The organism is Cupriavidus oxalaticus (assembly GCF_038900635.1).
GTDB classification, from domain to species: domain Bacteria; phylum Pseudomonadota; class Gammaproteobacteria; order Burkholderiales; family Burkholderiaceae; genus Cupriavidus; species Cupriavidus oxalaticus_B.
Map to the genome: position 1 here is coordinate 343,906 of NZ_JAYMRX010000003.1, position 20,134 is coordinate 364,039.

Consider the following 20,134-nt stretch of genomic DNA (forward strand, 5'->3'; position numbering starts at 1 on the left):
TGGGTTTCCATCATTCGCGGCGTCAGGCGGAAGCGGTGTGTCCGCGGATGCTTGTCGACGTGGCCGGGCGCCTCAAGCGCTTGGATTGTCCGCTGAGCAGGACTTCTGGTCATGCCGGTCGGCGCGGCCAGCTGCGGCATTGTCAGCGTCGGTGGATGTGTTGGCGCCGCCACAGGAAGGGCGGATGGTGCGAGGGAGGGGACTCGAACCCCTACACCATTGCTGGCGTCAGGACCTAAACCTGGTGCGTCTACCAATTTCGCCACCCTCGCGGTCCTTGCGGCGCAGCCCGGACGGGCGGCCGCGATGCTCGTTGCCTGCGCTAGACACGAAAGCAAAAAAGGCGGCTGGAACTGCCCGCCCTTCATCGGTCCGCTCTGCCGGCGCCTGCCGTGGCAGGTTGTGCGCCTGCAGCGCAACGAGGCTGCGGATTGTAGCGCAAGGCGCGGGGGGAATCCAGCCCTGCCGGCCAGCGATATATATTGTCGGCATTTCCAACGCGTGCCGCATGGGCGGCGCGCTCCCCGTCCGATGCCCCCTGGTCAGATTTCCTTCCTCAAGGCGCCGCCATGGCGCCTGCTGTTCTGGGCTTGCGCCGCCGCCGTGCTGGCCCTGTCGCTGATGCCGCCGTCCCAGCAGTTGCCGACAACCGGCTGGGACAAGAGCAATCACCTGCTGGCCTTCGGTGTGCTGGCGCTGCTGGGGCGGCGCGCGTTTGCCGGCCACTGGCTGGCCTTGCTGCTGGCGCTGGTCGTTTATGGCGGCGTCATCGAGCTGCTGCAGGGCATGACCGGCTACCGCGAGGCCGACTGGCTCGATCTGGTGGCGGACACCTGCGGGGTGCTGGCTGGCCTGGCGCTGGACCGGCTGCGGCGCGGCCGCGGCCGGCGCTTGCCGCGCTAGCTCGCGCGGCGGCGCCTGTCGCGCTACCGCTCTTCGGCTTCCAGCGTGAACTTCGCGCCATCGTCCTGGCCGAGCAGGTCGACCAGCAGCGGCATCGCCTGCTGCAGCATCTCCTTCAGCCGCCACGGCGGGTTGACGATGAACATGCCGCTGCCGTGCAAGCCCAGGCCGCCTTCGACCGGGTTCCTGACGGTCAGCGTCACGTGCAGCCAGCTCTTCAGTGGCAGGGCCTTCAGTTGCACCGGCAGCTGCAGCGATTCGCGCCGCTGCACCTGCGGGTACCAGACCGCGTAGACGCCCGTGGCGAAGCGCTCCAGGCCGTCGCGCACGGTCTGCACGGTGCGGGCGTAGTCCTGCTTGTCTTCGTAGGACGGGTCCACCAGCACCAGCGCGCGCCGCGGCGGCGGCGGCAGGATCGCCTTGATGCCGCCGAAGCCGTCGCCGTCGTACAGCATCACGCGGCGGCCGGCGCCGCGGAAGTTGTCGCGCAGCACCTGGATTTCGGTGCTGTGCAGCTCGAACAGGCGCAGCCGGTCCTGCTCGCGCAGCATCTGCCAGGCCAGCCATGGCGAACCGGGATAGTGGCGCAGGTTGCCATCCTGGTTCAGTGCGCGGACCTGGTCCAGGTACTCGTCCAGCAGCGGTGGCAGGTCGGTGCCGCTGGCGGCGGCCTGCCACAGGGGTGCAATGCCGGTCTCGAACTCGGCCTTCTTCTGCGCCCACTCGTGCTCGAGCGCATAAAGACCGGCGCCGGCGTGGGTGTCGATGTACCAGAACGCCTTGTCCTTCTGCGTGAGATGCTCGAGCAACTGCACGACGACGGCATGTTTGAGGACATCGGCATGGTTGCCGGCATGGAAGGCGTGACGATAGCTGAGCATGGCGAAGCGGGGCGCCGCTGGGGCGCAAGATCGGGAGCAGGGCGGCGTGGCCACTGCGGGGAAGGCCGCTATGCTACCATCCGCGGCGAGTCGCCCCCTCCCCATGTCCGGCACCTCCGCCCGGGCCCAAAGTATCCGTATCCCATGCCGCGCGCACTCGAGCCCGCCGAGCCCATCCTGTCTGCCGAAGGCACCCCGTATTCCCCTCGCTACGACGACGTCTACCACAGCACCGAAGGCGGGCTGGCGCAGGCCGCCCATGTCTTCCTTGGCGGCAACGGCCTGCCTTTGGCGTGGGCCGCCCGGCGCCAGTTCGTCATCGTCGAGACCGGCTTCGGCCAGGGGTTGAATTTCCTGGCGACCTGGCAGGCGTGGCGCGCCGATCCCCGGCGCTGCGGCACGCTGCATTTCGTCTCGATCGAGAAGCATCCCTTCACGCGCGAGGGCCTGGCCCGGCTGCATGCCGGCCTGCAAGGGCTGGAGCCGCTCGCGCAGGCGCTGCAGGCGCAATGGCCCGAGGCCTTGCCGGGCCTGCACCGGCTTGCCTTCGACGGGGGGCAGGTGGTGCTGACGCTTGCGCTTGGCGACGCCGGGCAACTGCTGCCCAGGCTGGCCGTGGGCGCCGACGCTTTCTACCTCGATGGCTTTTCTCCGGCGCGCAATGCGGACATGTGGTCGCCGCCGGTGTTCCGCGGGCTGGCCCGGCTGGCCCGGCCGGGCGCGACGCTGGCCACCTACACCGCCGCCGGGTTTGTCCGGCGCGGGCTGAAGGAAGTCGGTTTCGAAGTCAGCAAGGCGCCAGGTTTCGGGGGCAAGCGCGACATGACGGTCGCGCGCTTCCGCCCGCTGTGGAAGTCGCGCCGCCATGCGCCGCCGCTGGCGGCGCAATGGCCCGACCGGCATGCCATCGTGATCGGTGCCGGCCTGGCCGGGTGTGCCGTGACCGAGCGCCTGGCCGCGCGCGGCTGGCGCATTACGCTGTTCGATGCCCATGACGGCCCGGCGCAGCAGACCTCGGCGCATCGCGCGGCAGCCATGCATGCCCATTTGTCGGCCGACGACAGCCTGCTGTCGCGCCTTTCGCGCGCCGGCAACCAGTACGCGCTGCGAGCCTGGGCGGCGCTGCGCGACGCCGGGTATCCGGTCGACTGGCACGGCTGCGGCGTGCTGCAGATCGGCGAGGACGAAGCCGAGGGCGAGGCCCAGCGCGCCGCGCTTGCGGCCATGGGCCTGCCGGAATCGTTCGTGCGCTGGATGAGCGCCGAGGAGGCGGCGTCCGTCCACCGGGCCGGCGTGCCGCGAGGGGGGCTGTGGTTCCCGGCCGGCGGCTGGGTTGCGCCTCCCGATGTCTGCGTGGCGCAGCTGGCGCGTGCGGGCGATGCAGTCGCCGCGCGCTTCGGTTGCCGCGTGGCAAGCATCGCGCGCGGCGATGACCAGTGGCGCGCGCTCGCAGCCGACGGCGCCGCGCTGGCGTCGGCGCCGGTGCTGGTGCTGGCCAATGCGCACGAGGCACAGCAACTGCTGCCGCAGCAGCACTGGACCATGCGGCGCGTGCGCGGCCAGCTGACCACGCTGCCGGCCGCGCAGGTCGATGCGCTGGGCGGCTGGCCGGACTGCGTGGTCACGGGCGCCGGCTACCTGCTGCCGCGTGCCGCGGACGGCACGGGCCGCGTCGGCTCCAGCTACGACCCCGACGAAGGGCCGCTCGCCGAACGTCCCGACGTGCATGCCGCCAACCTCGCACGGCTGGCCGGCCTGCTGCCGCGGCAGGCCGGCGCGGTGGCCGGGATCGACCCCGCCGCGCTGAGCGGCTATGTTGGCGTGCGCACGGTCACGCACAACCGGCTGCCGCTGATCGGGCAGGTCGCCGACGAAGCGGCGGCGATTGTGCACGCGGGTGCATTGCGCGGCGCGCACCTGCGCGACCTGCCGCGTGTCCCCGGCCTGTACGCGGCCCTTGCCTATGCGTCGCGCGGCCTCACATGGGCGGCACTGGGGGGCGAGCTGCTGGCCAGCCAGATCGAAGGCGAGCCGCTGCCGCTCGAGGCCGACCTCGCCGATGCCATCGATCCGGCACGCCTGCTGCTGCGCGCGCTGCGCCACAACCAGGCGGGGTAGCGGCGAGAGTGCCGGAAAGCGGTTCAGAGCCTGCGTCAGGGTAAAAACGCCGGAACCGAACCAAAACCGTGCGATAATCCTCGTTTTCCGTTTGCGCGGAGCCCTCCGTGCGCCGTCGCGCCGCGGCGGCCCCAGGCAGTGCTGCATATGGCGCAGCGCAAGCGGTAGCGCCAACGAACACAACTACATTTCTGGATTGGATCTACGACCATGTCGAACGTGATTGAGAACCTCGGCAAGCTGGACCGCAAGGTGACCCTGGCCATCCCCAAGGCCGAAGTGGAGAAGGAAAAGCAGGAGCGCCTGGTTCGCCTGTCGAAGACCGTGAAGATGTCGGGCTTCCGTCCGGGCAAGGTGCCGATGAAGATGGTCGAGAAGCAATACGGCCAGCAGGTCGAGTTCGAAGTGCGCTTCGACAAGGCCGCGCGCAAGTTCTTCGACATCACCAAGGAACAGGACGTCAAGGTTGCCGGCCAGCCCAAGTTCGAGATCAAGACCGAAGGCGTGGACGCTGACGAAGTCGCGTTCGATGCCACCTTCGAGGTGTACCCGGAGGTGAAGATCGGCGACCTGTCGGCCGCCGAAGTCACCCGCACCGGCACCGAGATCACCGACGCCGAAGTCGACAAGACCGTCGACATCCTGCGCAAGCAGCGCGTGCACTACCACTCCCGCGGCGAAGCCGGCGAGCATGGCGACGGCGGTACCGACGTCACGGCCCAGAACGGCGACCGCGTGACGCTGGACTTCGTCGGCAAGATCGACGGTGAAGAATTCGCCGGCGGCAAGGCCGAGGACTTCCCGTTCGTGCTGGGCGAAGGCCGCATGCTGCCCGAGTTCGAGCAGGCCACGCTGGGCCTGAAGGTTGGCGAGAGCAAGAGCTTCCCGCTGGCCTTCCCGGAGGACTACCACGGCAAGGAAGTGGCCGGCAAGACCGCCGAGTTCACCGTGACGCTGAAGAAGATCGAGTGGGCCCACCTGCCTGAAGTCAACGAAGCCTTCGCCAAGTCGCTGGGCATCGCCGACGGCAGCGTGGAGAAGATGCGCGCCGACATCCGCGAGAACCTGGAGCGTGAAGTCAAGCGCCGCACGCATTCGATGCTGAAGGACCAGGTCATGGAAGCCCTGCTGAAGGCGAGCGAGCTGGACGTGCCGAAGGCCCTGATCGAACAGGACCAGGAGCGCCTGGTCGAGATGGCCCGCCGCGACCTGGAACAGCGTGGCATGCCCAATGCCAAGGACATGCCGATCCCGGCCGAGATGTTCGCGCAGCAGGCAGAGCGCCGCGTCAAGCTGGGCCTGATCCTGGCCGAGATCGTCAAGGCCAACGGCCTGGAAGCCAAGGCCGACCAGATCAAGGCCGAGATCGAGGACTTCGCCAAGAGCTACGAAGACCCGAAGGAAGTGATGCGCTGGTACTACGGCGACCAGCAGCGCCTGGCTGAAATGGAAGCCTACGTGCTCGAAAACAACGTGGTAAATTTCGTGTGCGACAAGGCCAAGGTCACCGACAAGAAGGTGTCCTTCGAGGAACTCACCGCCGAAGGCAACCAGCAGCAAGCTTCCTGAGGCCGGGGATAACCCGCGAGCCCGCTACTTCTTTCTTCCGCGCCACGGCGCGGAGGCAAGCGAAAGCGGGCCGGTGTCCCGAGTGACTGATTGCCTTGCGATCCGACGAATCCATGGAGAACCTGCATGACCCGCAATGATTTGCTTGACCGTCTCGCCACCACGCAGGCGTCGGCACTGGAAACCCAGGGCCTGGGGCTGGTGCCGATGGTCGTCGAGCAGTCCGGCCGGGGCGAGCGCGCCTATGACATCTATTCGCGCCTGTTGAAGGAGCGTGTGGTGTTCATGGTGGGCGAGGTCAACGACCAGACCGCCAACCTGGTGGTGGCACAGCTGCTGTTCCTGGAGAGCGAGAACCCCGACAAGGACGTGTCGCTCTACATCAACTCGCCGGGCGGTTCCGTCTCGGCAGGGCTGGCGATCTACGACACCATGCAGTTCATCAAGCCGGACGTGTCCACGCTGTGCATGGGCATGGCAGCGAGCATGGGCGCCTTCCTGCTTGCGGCCGGCGCCAAGGGCAAGCGTTTCGCGCTGCCCAACTCGCGCATCATGATCCACCAGCCGCTGGGCGGCGCGCGCGGCCAGGCCTCGGATATCGAGATCCAGGCGCGCGAGATCCTTTACCTGCGCGAGCGGCTGAACAGCATCCTGTCGGAAGTGACCGGCCAGCCGGTCGAGAAGATTGCGCGCGATACCGATCGCGACAACTTCATGAGCGGCGACCAGGCAGTGGACTACGGCCTGGTGGACAAGGTCATCGCCCGCCGCGGCTGATGCCACGGGCCGCCGCGGCGCTACCCGCAACGGCGGCTATGCCGGACTGCCGGGAAACCCGCATTGCGCGGAGCGCCGTGGCGCGGCAGCATTGCCCAAATGGCGAAGGCTACACCGGAACGAGGCCTTGGGCCTCGTTTTTTGCTTTTGCCCCACAGCCGGGGGAGAGCGCCGGTGAGGCCAATTGTTTTGGCGTATGATCCGTTTAAAGCGTATCGCCGGGGAGCCTTTCGCCCCGCGGTGTGCGCAATGCAAAAGTGACTGATTCCTATGGCGGACAAAAAAGGTTCATCCAGCGAAAAGCTTCTCTACTGCTCCTTCTGTGGCAAGAGCCAGCATGAGGTCAAGAAGCTGATCGCGGGCCCCTCGGTGTTCATCTGTGACGAATGCATCGACCTGTGCAACGAGATCATTCGTGACGAAGCCACCGCGACCGAGAAAGACGCCGCCGCGGCCGCGCGCTCGGACCTGCCCACGCCCCACGAAATCCGCGAAAGCCTGGACCAGTATGTGATCGGCCAGGAACAGGCCAAGAAGATTCTGGCCGTCGCGGTCTACAACCACTACAAGCGCCTGAAGCACCTCGGCAAGAAGGACGATGTCGAGCTGTCCAAGAGCAACATCCTGCTGATCGGGCCGACCGGCTCCGGCAAGACGCTGCTCGCACAGACGCTGGCGCGCCTGCTCAACGTGCCGTTCGTGATCGCCGACGCGACCACGCTGACCGAAGCGGGCTACGTGGGCGAGGACGTCGAAAACATCATCCAGAAGCTGCTGCAGAACTGCAACTACGAAGTCGAGAAGGCGCAGCGCGGCATTGTCTACATCGATGAGATCGACAAGATCTCGCGCAAGTCCGACAACCCGTCGATCACGCGCGACGTTTCGGGCGAGGGCGTGCAGCAAGCCCTGCTGAAGCTGATCGAGGGCACGATGGCCTCGGTGCCGCCGCAGGGTGGCCGCAAGCATCCGAACCAGGACTTCCTGCAGGTCGACACGACCAACATCCTGTTTATTTGCGGCGGCGCGTTCGATGGCCTGGAAAAGGTCATCATGCAGCGCTCGGACAAGACCGGCATTGGCTTCGCCGCGCAGGTCAAGAGCAAGGAAGAGCGCGAAGTCAGCGAAGTCCTGCCGCAGACCGAGCCGGAAGACCTGATCAAGTTCGGCCTGATCCCCGAACTGATCGGCCGCCTGCCGGTGGTCGCCACGCTGTCCAAGCTGGACGAGGCCGCACTGATGCAGATCCTGGTCGAGCCCAAGAACGCTCTGGTCAAGCAATACCAGAAGCTGCTGGCGATGGAAGGCGTCGAGCTGGAAATCCGCCCGGGTGCGCTGACCGCGATCGCGCGCAAGGCGATCCGCCGCAAGACCGGCGCCCGTGGCCTGCGTTCGATCCTCGAGCAATCGCTGATGGACGTCATGTATGACCTGCCAAATTACAAGGGCGTGCAAAAGGTGGTGATCGATGAAAATACGATCACCGGGGACGCGCCGCCGCTGCTGATGTACGAAGAGCAGCAGCCGAAAGTGGCAGGCTCCAACTGACGCGAGAGCTGCCAACGGTGGTAAGTGTTTGGGACCACACCGGCAGCGAGGCGAGAAAGCCGTTCGCGTAGAAGCGAGCGGCTTTTTTTGTTTATTTCCACCGACGAGAAGGAGGAAACGCGGGTATGCTGTTTCAGAGGGGCCTGCAAGTGCAGGGAGCGGCATCTTCCTGTCTTGGTGAATCGATTGGCATGTATCTTGTAATCGAATCAGGCGGCCCAATTTACGCCTTAAATGACTGACTTGGGGAAAATGATGTCCGGAACACAACTCCTCCCGGCCGAGCCGATTCGCCTCCCATTGTTGCCGCTGCGCGACGTGGTGGTGTTTCCGCACATGGTGATCCCGCTGTTCGTGGGACGCCCGAAGTCCATCAAGGCGCTTGAGACTGCGATGGAGGCGGGCAAGAGCATCATGCTCGTAGCCCAGAAGACGGCGGCCAAGGACGAGCCGACCGCCGACGACCTGTACGAGGTCGGCTGCATCGCCAATATCCTGCAAATGCTGAAGCTGCCCGACGGTACCGTGAAGGTGCTGGTCGAAGGTACGCAGCGTGCCAATATCCGCGAGGTGAGCGAGGACGAGTCGCACTTCATGTGCGAAGCCGTGCCCGTGCCGCCCGCACCTGGCGAAAGCGCCGAGACCGAGGCCCTGCGCCGCGCGATCGTGTCGCAGTTCGACCAGTACGTGAAGCTCAACAAGAAGATCCCGCCGGAGATCCTGACCTCGCTGTCGGGCATCGACGAGGCAGGGCGCCTGGCCGACACCATTGCCGCGCACCTGCCGATCAAGCTCGAGCAGAAGCAGAAGATCCTGGAGATGGTCAATGTGACCGAGCGCCTGGAAAGCCTGCTGTCGCAGCTCGAGGGCGAGATCGACATCCTTCAGGTTGAAAAGCGCATCCGTGGCCGCGTCAAGCGCCAGATGGAGAAGAGCCAGCGCGAGTACTACCTGAACGAGCAGGTCAAGGCCATCCAGAAGGAACTGGGCGAGGGCGAAGAAGGCGCCGACCTGGAAGAACTCGACAAGCGCATCAAGGCCGCGCGCATGCCGAAGGAGGCCAAGAAGAAGGCCGACGCCGAATTCAAGAAGCTCAAGCTGATGTCGCCGATGTCGGCCGAAGCCACCGTCGTGCGCAACTACATCGACACGCTGGTGAACCTGCCGTGGCGCAAGAAGAGCAAGGTCAACAACGACCTGGCCAACGCCGAGCGCGTGCTGGATGAAGACCACTACGGCCTGGAGAAGGTCAAGGAACGCATTCTCGAGTACCTCGCGGTGCAACAGCGCGTGGACAAGGTGAAGGCGCCGATCCTGTGCCTGGTCGGGCCTCCCGGCGTGGGCAAGACCTCGCTCGGCCAGTCGGTGGCGCGCGCGACGAACCGCAAGTTCGTGCGCATGGCACTGGGTGGCGTGCGTGACGAGGCCGAGATCCGTGGCCACCGCCGTACCTACATCGGCTCGATGCCGGGCAAGATCCTGCAGAGCCTGTCCAAGGTCGGCGTGCGCAATCCGCTCTTCCTGCTCGATGAAATCGACAAGATGGGCATGGATTTCCGCGGCGATCCGTCGTCGGCGCTGCTCGAGGTGCTGGACCCGGAACAGAACCATACGTTCCAGGATCACTACATCGAGGTGGACTTCGACCTGTCGGACGTGATGTTCGTGGCGACGTCGAACTCGCTGAACATCCCGCCGCCGCTGCTCGACCGTATGGAGGTGATCCGCCTGTCGGGTTACACCGAGGAAGAGAAGCTCAACATCGCCACGCGTTACCTGCTGCCCAAGCAGATCAAGAACAACGGTCTGAAGGCTGGCGAGATCGAGGTGACCGATGCTGCGATTCGCGACATCATCCGCTACTACACGCGCGAAGCCGGTGTGCGTTCGCTTGAGCGCGAGGTGTCCAAGATTGCCCGCAAGGCGGTCAAGCTGCTGCTGCTGAGGAAGGAGTCTGGCACGATCAAGGTCGATTCCGAGAACCTGGACAAATTCCTGGGCGTGCGCAAGTACGACTTCGGCCTGGCCGGCAAGGAAAACCAGGTTGGCCAGGTGACCGGCCTGGCTTGGACCGAGGTGGGCGGCGACCTGCTGACCATCGAAGCCGCGATCATGCCGGGCAAGGGCAACATCACCCGCACCGGTTCGCTGGGCGATGTGATGAAGGAGTCGGTCGAGGCCGCGCGTTCGGTGGTGCGTTCGCGGGCACGCCGCCTGGGCATTACGGATGAGATGTTCGAGAAGCGCGACATCCACATCCACGTGCCTGAAGGCGCCACGCCCAAGGACGGCCCGTCGGCAGGCGGTGCCATGACCACCGCGCTGGTGTCGGTGCTGACCGGCATCCCGGTGCGCGCGGATGTCGCCATGACCGGCGAGATCACGCTGCGCGGCGAGGTGCTGCCGATCGGTGGCCTCAAGGAAAAGCTCCTGGCGGCCCACCGTGGCGGCATCAAGCTGGTGCTGATCCCGGAGGAAAACGTCAAGGATCTGGCCGAGATCCCTGACAACGTGAAGAACGCCATCGAGATCGTGCCGGTGCGCTGGATCGACAAGGTGCTCGAACTGGCGCTCGAGCGCAAGCCGGAGCCGTTGGCGGAAGAAGATGCCAAGCCTGCTGACGTGGCGGACAAGGCCACGGCCAAGGTGGAGCGTCTGCACCACTGATCGGGCTGCGTGAATGAACGCCGCTGGGCAGCGATGCCCGGCGGCGTTTTTTTATGCGCACGGCCTTGGCAAACCGAAATCTCCTGTATTACACTTGCGCCCTCGCAACGCAAACCACGGCAACTGCCGCGAGGTGCGAAGCGAAAGCAACCTGCAGGCAGCCTGCCTGCGATGGTCGAACGGGTGCTTAGCTCAGCTGGTAGAGCGGCGCCCTTACAAGGCGTAGGTCGGGGGTTCGAGCCCCTCAGCACCCACCACGTTCCCCATCGCAATCGCGGCAAACATGCGGCAGGAAGCAACCGACAAAGGAGTGGTAGTTCAGTCGGTTAGAATACCGGCCTGTCACGCCGGGGGTCGCGGGTTCGAGTCCCGTCCACTCCGCCAGCATTACAAGACGCCCGCTTCTGCGGGCGTTTTTCATTTCAGGGCCCGAGTTTCGCGCCCGCCACAAAAGGTCCGCCACCACCGGCTCCTGCTAGAATCGCGGAGTTTGTCTTTCGTGCCAATCCACTACCCGAATCCGCATGCTTGATTTCGTACGCAACAACCGGCGCCTGATGCTCTTGCTGCTGCTGGTGCTTGTTTTCCCGTCGTTCGTGTTCTTCGGCGTGGAGAGCTACTCGCGCTTCATGGACAGCTCGCACGATGCGGCCAAGGTCGATGGCCGGGCCATCAGCGTGCAGGAAGTCGACAACGTCGTGCGTGACCAGAGCGAGCGTGCGCGCCAGATCCTGGGCAACAGCTACGATCCGCGCCAGTTCGAAGGCCCGGAAGCCCGCAAGGCGGTACTGGACCAGCTGATCCTGCAGCGCGTGATGGCCAATACCGTGGCGCGCGAGCACCTGACCGTGTCGGATGCCAAGCTGCTCGAGGAAATCAGCAACCTGCCGGCGATCGCCCAGCTGCCGCGCAAGGCGGACGGCAAGGTCGACGACAAGGCCTACCTGCAGCTGCTGCAGTCGCAGGGCATGACGCCCGAGCAGTTCGATGCCCGCATGCGCTTCGAGCTGGCGACGCAGCAACTGGGCGCTTCGGTGGCCGCCACGGCATTCATGCCCAAGTCGCTGCTGGAGCGCCTGATCGCCGTGCGCGACCAGCAGCGCGATGTGCAGGCGCTGGTGTTCAAGCCGGCCAGCTACACCGCCAAGGTGCAGCCCGATGCAGCCGCGCTGAAGGCTTACTATGACAGCCACCAGTCGGCATTCTCGCTGCCGGAGCAGGCCAAGGTCGAATACCTGGTGCTGTCGGGCGAAGCGCTTGCCGCCGCGCAGGCGGTCACGCCGGAAGAGCTGAGGTCGTACTACGAAAGCAACATCGCGCGCTTCCGTACCGATGAGCAGCGCCGCGCCAGCCATATCCTGATCGTCGCGCCGAAGGATGCACCGGCCGCCGAACGCCAGGCTGCCAAGGACAAGGCGGCCAAGTTGCTGGAAGAGCTGCGCAAGCATCCGGAGACCTTTGCCGACGTGGCGAAGAAGCAATCGCAGGATCCGGGCTCGGCCGAGAAGGGCGGCGACCTCGGCTTCATGGGCCGGGGCGCGCTGGTCAAGCCGTTCGAGGACGCGATGTACGCGCTCAAGGATGGCCAGATCAGCGACGTGGTCGAAACCGACTACGGCTACCACATCATCAAGCTGACCGGCACCAAGCCGTCGGAAACCAAACCGCTTGAAGCCGTGCGTACCGAACTGGAAGCCGAACTGCGCAAGCAGCTGGCCGACAAGAAGTTCGCCGAGCAGGCCGACGCCTTCGGCAACATGGTGTACGAACAGGCTGACAGCCTGAAGCCAGCCGCCGACAAGTTCAAGCTGACGATCCAGACCGCCGACAACGTGACCCGCCAGCCCAACCCGGCCCTGGGCGCGCAGAACCCGCTCAACAACGACAAGGTGCTGAAGGCACTGTTCAGCGAAGAGTCGATCCAGAAGAAGCGCAATACCGAAGCCGTCCAGGTCGCGCCGAATACGCTGGTCGCGGCCCGCATCGTCGACTATCGCCCGGCCACCGTGCGCAAGTTCGAGGAAGTGGAGGCCAAGGTGCGCGAAGGCTATGTCGCCCAGCAGGCCGCGGAACTGGCCCGCAAGGACGGCGAGGCGCGCGTCGAGGCGCTGAAGAAGGCCGACAGTGCCGATGGCTTCGGCGCGGTGCAGACCGTGTCGCGCGCCAAGGCCGATGGCGTGCCGCCGAAGGCGGTCGAGGCAGTGATGCGGGCCGATGCCACCAAGCTGCCCGCGGTGGTTGGCGTGGACCTGGGCGCCGATGGCTATGCCATCTATCGCATCTCCAAGGTCAGCCAGCCGGCGCAAGCCAACCCGGCGCAACGCCAGGCCGAAGCACAGCAACTGTCGCAGCTCGCTGGCCAGGCCGACCTTCAGGCCTTCTATGAAAGCCTGAAAGCGCGCTCCAAGGTCAAGCTGTTGACGCCGGCGGGCAAGCAAGCGCAGGGCGCCGAGTAAGGCCGGCTACGCGCCACCGCGCCACGTGGCGCGTCGCAAGCAAAAAAACCCCTGCCATGGCGGCAGGGGTTTTTTTGTTGCTGGAAGCTTCGTCGTAACGTCTTCCTGCCAGCGTCTACCTGTCGGCGCTGCGCTTGAGCATCGGCTTGAGCTGCGGCCACACCGTCTCCAGCAGCGCTGGTTGCGCCTCGGCAGTGGGGTGGATGCGGTCCGGCTGGAACCAGTCCTGCCTGGCCATCACCTTGTCGAGGAAAAACGGCACCAGCCGCACCTTGTATTCGCCGGCCAGCTTCGGATACAGCGAGAAGAACTTTTCGGTGTAGTCCTGGCCATAGTTGGGCGGGATGCGCATGCCGACCAGCAGCACCCCGGCGCCGGCCTTCTGCGCGCTGCTGACGATCTGGCGCAGGTTGGACTCCGTGGTCTGCAGCGGCAGGCCACGCAGGGCGTCGTTGGCACCCAGCTCCACCACCACGATGGCCGGCTTGTGCCGCGACAAGAGGTCCGGCAAGCGGGTCTTGCCGCCGATGGTGGTCTCGCCGCTGATGCTGGCATTGACGACGTTATAATCGAAGCGCTCTTGCCTGAGCCGGTCTTGCAGCAGTGTGACCCAGCCGGTGCCGCGTGTGATGCCGTATTCGGCGGACAGGCTGTCGCCCAGCACCAGCAGCGCAGGCGCTGCGGCCTGTGCTGCCTGTGCGGGCTGCATCCCGCCCAACATCGTCAGCGTCACCGCGGCTGCCAGCAACAGCCTGCGCCTTTTGCCCCGGATCACTCGGATCACTCGGATCACTCGGATCACTTTATCCATGTCCTCTTCCATTCTTGCCGTCGAGTCCCTTGGAAAGACCGTAGCCGACACGACAGGTTCGCTGACGATTTTGCACGAGGTGTCGTTTTCCGTCACGCCGGGCGAAACGCTGGCCATCGTGGGCGCGTCCGGCTCGGGCAAGTCGACACTGCTGGGACTGCTGGCCGGGCTGGACCTGCCCAGCGCGGGCACGGTGCGCCTGCACGGGCAGGATCTGTATGCACTGGACGAGGACCAGCGCGCGGCGCTGCGCGGCCGGCATGTCGGCTTTGTGTTCCAGTCGTTCCAGCTGGTGGGACACCTGACCGCGCTGGAAAACGTGATGCTGCCGCTGGAGTTGCGCGGTGAAACGTCGCAGGTGCGCGAGCGCGCGGTGGACATGCTGCAGCGCGTCGGCCTGGGTGCGCGCCTGAGTCACTATCCGCGCACGTTGTCGGGCGGCGAGCAGCAGCGCGTGGCGCTGGCACGCGCGTTCGTCGCGCGTCCCGACATCTTGTTTGCCGATGAGCCGACCGGCAGCCTCGACACGGCCACCGGCGAGGCGGTGATCGCGCTGATGTTCGCGCTCAACCGCGATGCCGGCTCGACGCTGGTGCTGGTCACGCATGACCGCTCGGTGGCGGCACGCTGCGGGCGCATCCTGACCATCGACGCCGGCCGCGTTGCCAGCGACGAATGGATGGGCGCGGAGGTCTGACGCGCTAGCTGGCAGCGCCTGCCTTCAATACCGCGCGGGCGCGCTCGATCAGCGCCGAGGTCGAGGCATCGTGCTGGCCCGTGCCGGCGCCAGTGAGCTCGGCCTCGATCGGCCGGGCCAGGATCTTGCCCAGCTCAACGCCCCACTGGTCGAACGAATTGATCTTCCACACCACGCCCTGCACGAAGGTGCGGTGCTCATAGAGCGCGATCAGCGCGCCCAGCACGTGCGGCGTCAGGTCCTCCATCAGCAAGGTATTGCTGGGCCGGTTTCCATCGAACACCATATGCGCGATGCGCACTTCGTCGGTCAGGCCGGCGGCGCGCAATTCGTCCGCGCTGCGGCCGCGCATCAGCGCCTCGGCCTGCGCGAAGCAGTTGGCGAGCAGCTTGGCGTGATGGCCCGGCAGCCGGCGCGGCGGCACCAGCGGCGCGACGAAGTCCACCGGCACCACTTGCGAGCCCTGGTGAATCTGCTGGAAGTAGGCATGCTGGCCATTGGTGCCGGCCGTGCCCCACACCACAGGCGAGGTATGCGTGCGCACGCGCTGCCCGTCGAGCTGCACCGACTTGCCGTTGCTCTCCATCTCCAGCTGCTGCAGGAACGCGGGGAACAGTTCGAGCGAGGTCGAGTAGGGCGCCATGCAGCTGGTCGGCAGGTGCCAGAAATTGCGGTACCAGATGCCCAGCATGCCGAGGATCACCGGCATGTTGCGTTCCAGCGGCGCGGTACGGAAGTGTTCGTCCATGGCGCGGCCGCCGGCGAGCAGGTCGGCGAAAGCGCTGAAGCCCACCGCCAGCGTGATCGACAGGCCGACCGATGACCACAGCGAGAAGCGTCCGCCGATCCAGTCCCAGAACTCGAACATGTTGGCGGGATCGATGCCGAACTCGCGCACGGCTTCGGTATTGGTCGAGACCGCGACGAAATGCTTGGCCAGGTCGTTCTCGGCCACTCCGTTGGCGATGAACCAGGCACGCGCGCTGCGCGCGTTGGCCATGGTTTCCAGCGTGGTGAAGGTCTTGGAACAGACGATCACCAGCGTGCGCTGGGGGTCGAGGCGCACCAGCGTCTCGGCGAGGTCGGTGCCATCGACATTGGAGACGAAGTGCATGCGCGGGCCGTACTGGCCGTCGGAGTCGGACAGGTGCGACAGCGCGCGGCACACCATGCGCGGCCCGAGGTCGGAGCCGCCGATGCCGATGTTGATGACATCGGTGATGCGTTCGCCCGAGGCGCCTTTCCAGTCGCCGCCCCGCACGCGCTCGGAGAAGCTGCGCATGCGCACCAGTACCTTCTGGATTGCCGGCATGACGCTTTCGCCGTCGACCTTGTAGCCATCGCCGGCCGTCGCGCGCAGCGCGACATGGAGTGCCGCGCGATCTTCGGTAGTGTTGATATGCTCGCCGGCAAACATCGCGTCGCGCCGCAGCGGCACGCCGGATTCGGCCGCCAGCTGCACCAGCAGCCGCATGGTCTCGGGCGTGATGCGGTTCTTCGAGTAGTCCAGATAGAGGCCGGCGGCTTCCAGCGAGAACTGCGAGACGCGCTGCTTGCCTTCGGCATCGAACCACTCGCGCATCTGTGCATCGCGAATCGTGTCATGGTGCCGAAGCAGGGCGTTCCAGGCGTGAAGGTCAGTGGGCATGCAGGACAATTCAGGTTGCAGGGGCGAACCGAGTCGCAGGCGAAAGTATAGCGTCAGCAATGTGACCATTTGGGCAGGCCGCTACGCCATATCGTTACCACTTGCAACATAGCATCCGGCGTGCCGGCCAGCTATCGGACATTGTCTGACGGCCCCGTCGTGACCGGCCGGGCGCGCAGCCGCGCCGCCACCGCGCGCAACACCGGCTCGCCGCCGGCAACGCACAGTCCACCCAGGCAGATGACACCGATCCCTGCCGCCGTGGTCCAGTCAGGCAACTGCCCGAATGCCAGGTAGCCGATCACGGTGGCCGAGATGATCTGCAGGTACAGGAAGGGACTCAGGAACGAGGCATCGGCGTGCTGGAACGCACGGATGACGAAATAGTGGCCCAGCGACCCCGTGATGCCCGCCGACAGCAGCAGCGCACATTGCAGCGGCGTGGGCCACGCGGTGAACCAGAAGAAGGGCACGATCAGCGTGGTCAGGCAGGCGCCGGTCACGCCGCTCTGGATCAGCGTGGTCATGGGCGCGTCGTGCGCCGCAATGCGGCGCGTCAGCATTTGCAGCAGCGCGAACACCATTGCGGAGAGTAGTCCGAGGCCAACGCCAAGCGGGCTGAGCTGCCCGCCGGGGCGCACTACCACCAGCATGCCGGCAAAGCCGACGATCACGCCAGTCCAGCGCATCCAGCGCGCGTGCCGCCCGGGGCGCTCGCCGAGCAGCCACGGCGACAGCGCAACCACGAACAGCGGCGCGCAGAAATTCAGCGCCGTGGCCTGCGCCAGCGGCATCAGCATCAGCACGCTGAAGAACACCAGCGTCGACACCAGCATCAGGGCACCGCGCAGCCACTGCAGGCCGGGCTTTGCCGGGCGCCAGTGACGCCGCCAGCCGGCCGGTCCCAGCAGCAGGAAGATTGCGATGACATGGCCGACATAGCGCACCCATGCCACCGCGACCAGCGGCAGCCCTTGCTGCGTCAGCGTCTTGCTGGTGGCGTCAAGCAGGCTCAGCACCCATTGGCCGATCACCAGCAGGGCGATGCCGGCCAGCAGCTGGCGGCGGTCGGACGGGTCGCGCAGGAATGCCGCGCCAGTCGTCATGCGCCGCCCACCGCAAGCAAGCGGTTGAACACGGCGCGTGCCGGCAGATACAACTCGCTGGCGGTCACGCCGGCCGGTCCGGTGCCTTGCGCGACCAGGTCGTCCGCCGCCTGGCCGTGGATCCATACCGCCGCCTGCGCGGCCGGCAGCGGCGGCATGCCTTGCGCCAGCAATGCGCCGATCATGCCGGCCAGCACGTCGCCGGTGCCGGCGCTGGCCAGCGCCGCGTTGCCGGTCGGGTTCAGTGTGGCGGGGCTGCCGTCCGGCGCCGCGATCACCGATCCCGAGCCTTTCAGTACGACCACTGCCTGCCATTGCCTGGCCAGCGCGGTGGCCGCTGCGATGCGGTCGCGCTGCACGTCTGCCACCGAGGTGCCCATCAGGCGCGCCGCTTCAAGCGGGTGCGGCGTCATCACGCAGGGTGCGCGGGCGGCGGCCAGCGCGCCTGCATGGGCGGGATCGGCAGCGAGCAGGTTGAGCGCGTCCGCGTCGAGCACCGTCGGCACCGGCACCGCGGCAAGTGCCTGCAGCAGCCGCGCGAAGTGCCGCTGCGCCGTGGCGTCGGTGCCAAGTCCCGGGCCGATCACCAGTGCCGACATCGCCCCCAGCGCCAGGCCGTCCAGCGCATGCAGCATCAGTTCCGGATGCACAGGGTCGAGCAGCGGCGCCGGCTGCGCGAGAAAGCCGATATGGACCTTGCCCGCGCCCAGAAAATGCGCAGCGCGGGCGCCGAGCAAGGGCGCGCCCGTCATGCCATGGTTTCCGCCGATCACCGCCAGCGAGCCATGCGTGCCCTTGTTGCTGGCATGGTGCCGTCGCGGCAGCGCTGCGCCGAACAGCGCTGTGCCATTGGCCAGTGCATGCGGCGGCTGAGCCGGAGGGTAGTCGAGGCCGATCGGCGCGATGTCGACGGCGCCGGCGCAATCGCGGCCATCCAGCGTCAGCAGGCCGGGCTTGGCGGCAATGAAGGTCAGCGTGCGGCGGGCGCGGATCGCCGGTGCCCCCGCACCGGTGTCGGCGAACAGCCCGCTGGGAATGTCGAGCGCGAATACCGGCAGGCCGCTGCGGTTGACCTGTTCGATCCACCACGCCACGGCGCCGCTGGCCGCGCGGTTCAGCCCGATGCCGAGCAGGCCGTCGACGATGGCGGCCGCCTGTGGCGGCCACTCCGGTGCGGGATCCGACACGGACGCCGGCATCTCCCCGACTTCGCGTATCGGCACGCCTGCCGCCTGCGCCTGCTGCCATGCGATCGCCGCATCGGCCGGCAGCCGGGCCGGGTCCGCCGCGATCCATACCTGCACCGCGCGGCCCGTGCCGTGCAGCAGCGTCGCGGCCACCAGCGCGTCGCCACCGTTGTTGCCCGGCCCGGCAAGAAACAGCAATGGACCCGCCGGCGCATGCCGCGCCAGCCAGTCCGCGGCGGCGGCGCCGGCGCGCGACATCAGCGTGAACGAAGGCAGTCGTGCGAATGCGGCGTTCTCGATGCGGCGAATGGCTGCGACGTCGTACAGCGGAACCGCCAATGGCAAAGCGGCGTCGAGCTCAAACCAGCCGTCGCCCTGGTCTTGCGGCGCGGCGGTGGAAGCGGCAGGGTGGCTCATGTGTGGCTATCTGGGGCCAAGGCCGTGGCGGTCCGGCAGCAGGCCCTCCATGTCGATGTCGGGCCCGCGTGCCGCGCCGGCGCTGGCGGCGATCTGGTCAGCCGCAATCTTGCCTGATCCGCAGCTCATCGCCCAGCCCGTCGAGCCGTGGCCGAGGTTAAGGAAGAGGCCGGGCACGGCAGTGGGGCCGATCAGCGGCGGCCCGTCCGGCAGCATCGGGCGCGCTCCGGCCCATTGCGTGGCTTCCTGGTAGTTGCCCGCCACCGGGAACCAGTCGCGCGCCACCTTGACCAGCGTGCGCAGCGCGGCGGGGCGCAGGTCGAGCCGGCGCGAACCCAGCTCGGCCGTGCCGGCGACGCGCATGCGGTTGCCCAGCCGCGTGATCGCGATCTTGTACGACTCGTCCATCAGCGCGCCCAGCGGCGCCTGCAGTTCGTCGCGCACCAGCAGCGTGATCGAGTACCCCTTGACCGGATACAGCGGTACGCGCAGGCCCAGCGGCCGCAGCAGCGGGGCGCTGTCGACGCCGGCGGCGACCAGCACGCGGTCGGCAGCCAGCACCGGCGGGCTCCCATTTTGACCGTGCGCGAGTTCGACCTGCAGCTTGCCACACTGGTCCGGCCGGATGATGCGCGCCACCTGAGTTTCGAAGCGGAATGCGACGCCTGCCGCCTCGGCATGCCGGTGCAGCGCGCGCACGAACATCGGGCAGTTGCCGGACTCATCCTCGGGCAGGTGCAGGCCGCCGGCCAATGGCGTATCGGCGGCCAGGCCAGGTTCGATGCGCCGGCATTCCTGCGCGCTGACCAGCCGGTGCGGCACGTTGTTCTCGCGCAGCAGCGCCACCGCCGGGCCCGCCAGGTCCAGGTCGCGCGCGGTGCGGAACAGCTGCAGGTAGCCCTGCGACTGCTCGTAGTCGATCTCCAGCTCGCTGCGCAGCCGGTGCAGGCAGGCGCGGCTGTAGAAGGCCAGCCGTTGCATGCGCAGCTTGTTGGCGCGATAGCTTTCCAGATTGCACTCGCGCAGCCAGCGCGCGATCCAGCGCCACATCGCCGGGTCCGCCGACGGGCGGAACACCACCGGCGCCTCGCGCGCGAACAGCGTGCGCAGCACCTTGCCCGGCATGCCCGGCGCCGCCCACGGCGTGACATAGCCCGGAGCGATCATGCCGGCATTGCCGAAGCTGGTCTCCTGCGCGGGCGCGGCGCGCCGCTCCAGCACGGTCACGTCGAAACCGGCCTGGCGCAGGTACCACGCGGAACAGACGCCGATTGCGCCGGCGCCGATGACAATCACGTGCATGCGGTCAGCCGCCTCCGCGCGGCGCATCGGCTTAAAGGCGGCGTCTG

At 66.9% G+C, this 20,134-nt stretch carries 14 protein-coding genes and 3 tRNA genes; 10 read left to right on the top strand and 7 right to left on the bottom strand.

What is annotated here, in order from left to right:
- Positions 1–185: 185 nt before the first annotated feature.
- Positions 186–272: transfer RNA gene (locus VSR71_RS08240), tRNA-Leu, on the bottom strand.
- 259 nt (positions 273–531) lie between these two features.
- Between VSR71_RS08240 and VSR71_RS08245 the strand changes: the two genes are divergently transcribed.
- Positions 532–903, top strand: a complete 372-nt coding sequence (locus VSR71_RS08245; protein ID WP_342913393.1) for a VanZ family protein — start codon at positions 532–534, stop codon at positions 901–903.
- A gap of 23 nt (positions 904–926) precedes the next feature.
- On the opposite strand, the gene VSR71_RS08250 is transcribed toward VSR71_RS08245, so the two are convergent.
- Positions 927–1,784, bottom strand: coding sequence for a 23S rRNA (adenine(2030)-N(6))-methyltransferase RlmJ (locus tag VSR71_RS08250; protein ID WP_342913394.1), 858 nt, complete (start codon positions 1,782–1,784; stop codon positions 927–929).
- 144 nt (positions 1,785–1,928) lie between these two features.
- Between VSR71_RS08250 and mnmC the strand changes: the two genes are divergently transcribed.
- The 8 genes from mnmC (at position 1,929) to VSR71_RS08290 (ending at position 12,919) form a co-directional block, all read left to right on the top strand.
- Entirely contained in the window at positions 1,929–3,902 is a 1,974-nt protein-coding gene (gene mnmC, locus VSR71_RS08255; protein WP_342913395.1) for a bifunctional tRNA (5-methylaminomethyl-2-thiouridine)(34)-methyltransferase MnmD/FAD-dependent 5-carboxymethylaminomethyl-2-thiouridine(34) oxidoreductase MnmC, read from the top strand.
- Positions 3,903–4,112: 210 nt separating this feature from the next.
- Positions 4,113–5,471, top strand: coding sequence for a trigger factor (tig, locus tag VSR71_RS08260; RefSeq protein WP_342913396.1), 1,359 nt, complete (start codon positions 4,113–4,115; stop codon positions 5,469–5,471).
- Positions 5,472–5,597: 126 nt separating this feature from the next.
- Positions 5,598–6,248, top strand: a complete 651-nt coding sequence (gene clpP / locus VSR71_RS08265) for an ATP-dependent Clp endopeptidase proteolytic subunit ClpP (protein ID WP_029049269.1) — start codon at positions 5,598–5,600, stop codon at positions 6,246–6,248.
- Positions 6,249–6,518: 270 nt separating this feature from the next.
- Positions 6,519–7,796 (top strand): ATP-dependent Clp protease ATP-binding subunit ClpX, encoded by a 1,278-nt coding sequence (gene clpX, locus VSR71_RS08270; RefSeq protein ID WP_116321012.1) that lies wholly within the window; start codon positions 6,519–6,521, stop codon positions 7,794–7,796.
- 255 nt (positions 7,797–8,051) lie between these two features.
- Positions 8,052–10,463: an endopeptidase La gene (gene lon / locus VSR71_RS08275; protein ID WP_209761164.1), complete on the top strand. Its 2,412-nt coding sequence runs from the start codon at positions 8,052–8,054 to the stop codon at positions 10,461–10,463.
- Positions 10,464–10,644: 181 nt separating this feature from the next.
- Positions 10,645–10,720, top strand: a tRNA-Val gene (locus tag VSR71_RS08280).
- 50 nt (positions 10,721–10,770) lie between these two features.
- A tRNA-Asp gene (locus VSR71_RS08285) sits at positions 10,771–10,847 on the top strand.
- Between the two features lie 140 nt (positions 10,848–10,987).
- Entirely contained in the window at positions 10,988–12,919 is a 1,932-nt protein-coding gene (locus tag VSR71_RS08290) for a SurA N-terminal domain-containing protein (protein WP_342913397.1), read from the top strand.
- Positions 12,920–13,034: 115 nt separating this feature from the next.
- On the opposite strand, the gene VSR71_RS08295 is transcribed toward VSR71_RS08290, so the two are convergent.
- Positions 13,035–13,730, bottom strand: a complete 696-nt coding sequence (locus tag VSR71_RS08295) for an arylesterase (RefSeq protein WP_342913398.1) — start codon at positions 13,728–13,730, stop codon at positions 13,035–13,037.
- Here VSR71_RS08295 and VSR71_RS08300 point away from each other — a divergent pair.
- On the top strand, positions 13,729–14,427 hold the full coding sequence (locus VSR71_RS08300) for an ABC transporter ATP-binding protein (protein ID WP_133096871.1): 699 nt from the start codon (positions 13,729–13,731) through the stop codon (positions 14,425–14,427). The genes VSR71_RS08295 and VSR71_RS08300 overlap by 2 nt on opposite strands.
- Positions 14,428–14,431: 4 nt before the next feature.
- On the opposite strand, the gene pgi is transcribed toward VSR71_RS08300, so the two are convergent.
- The 4 genes from pgi to VSR71_RS08320 all read right to left on the bottom strand — a co-directional run bounded on the left by pgi (position 14,432) and on the right by VSR71_RS08320 (position 20,087).
- On the bottom strand, positions 14,432–16,075 hold the full coding sequence (pgi, locus tag VSR71_RS08305) for a glucose-6-phosphate isomerase (protein ID WP_342913399.1): 1,644 nt from the start codon (positions 16,073–16,075) through the stop codon (positions 14,432–14,434).
- 131 nt (positions 16,076–16,206) lie between these two features.
- Positions 16,207–17,181 (bottom strand): DMT family transporter, encoded by a 975-nt coding sequence (locus tag VSR71_RS08310; protein WP_342913400.1) that lies wholly within the window; start codon positions 17,179–17,181, stop codon positions 16,207–16,209.
- A complete protein-coding gene (locus tag VSR71_RS08315) occupies positions 17,178–18,785 on the bottom strand; it encodes an NAD(P)H-hydrate dehydratase (RefSeq protein ID WP_342913401.1) in 1,608 nt (535 codons plus the stop codon). The genes VSR71_RS08310 and VSR71_RS08315 overlap by 4 nt, the downstream gene beginning before the upstream one ends.
- Before the next feature lie 6 nt (positions 18,786–18,791).
- A complete protein-coding gene (locus VSR71_RS08320; protein ID WP_342913402.1) occupies positions 18,792–20,087 on the bottom strand; it encodes a D-amino acid dehydrogenase in 1,296 nt (431 codons plus the stop codon).
- Positions 20,088–20,134: the final 47 nt, after the last annotated feature.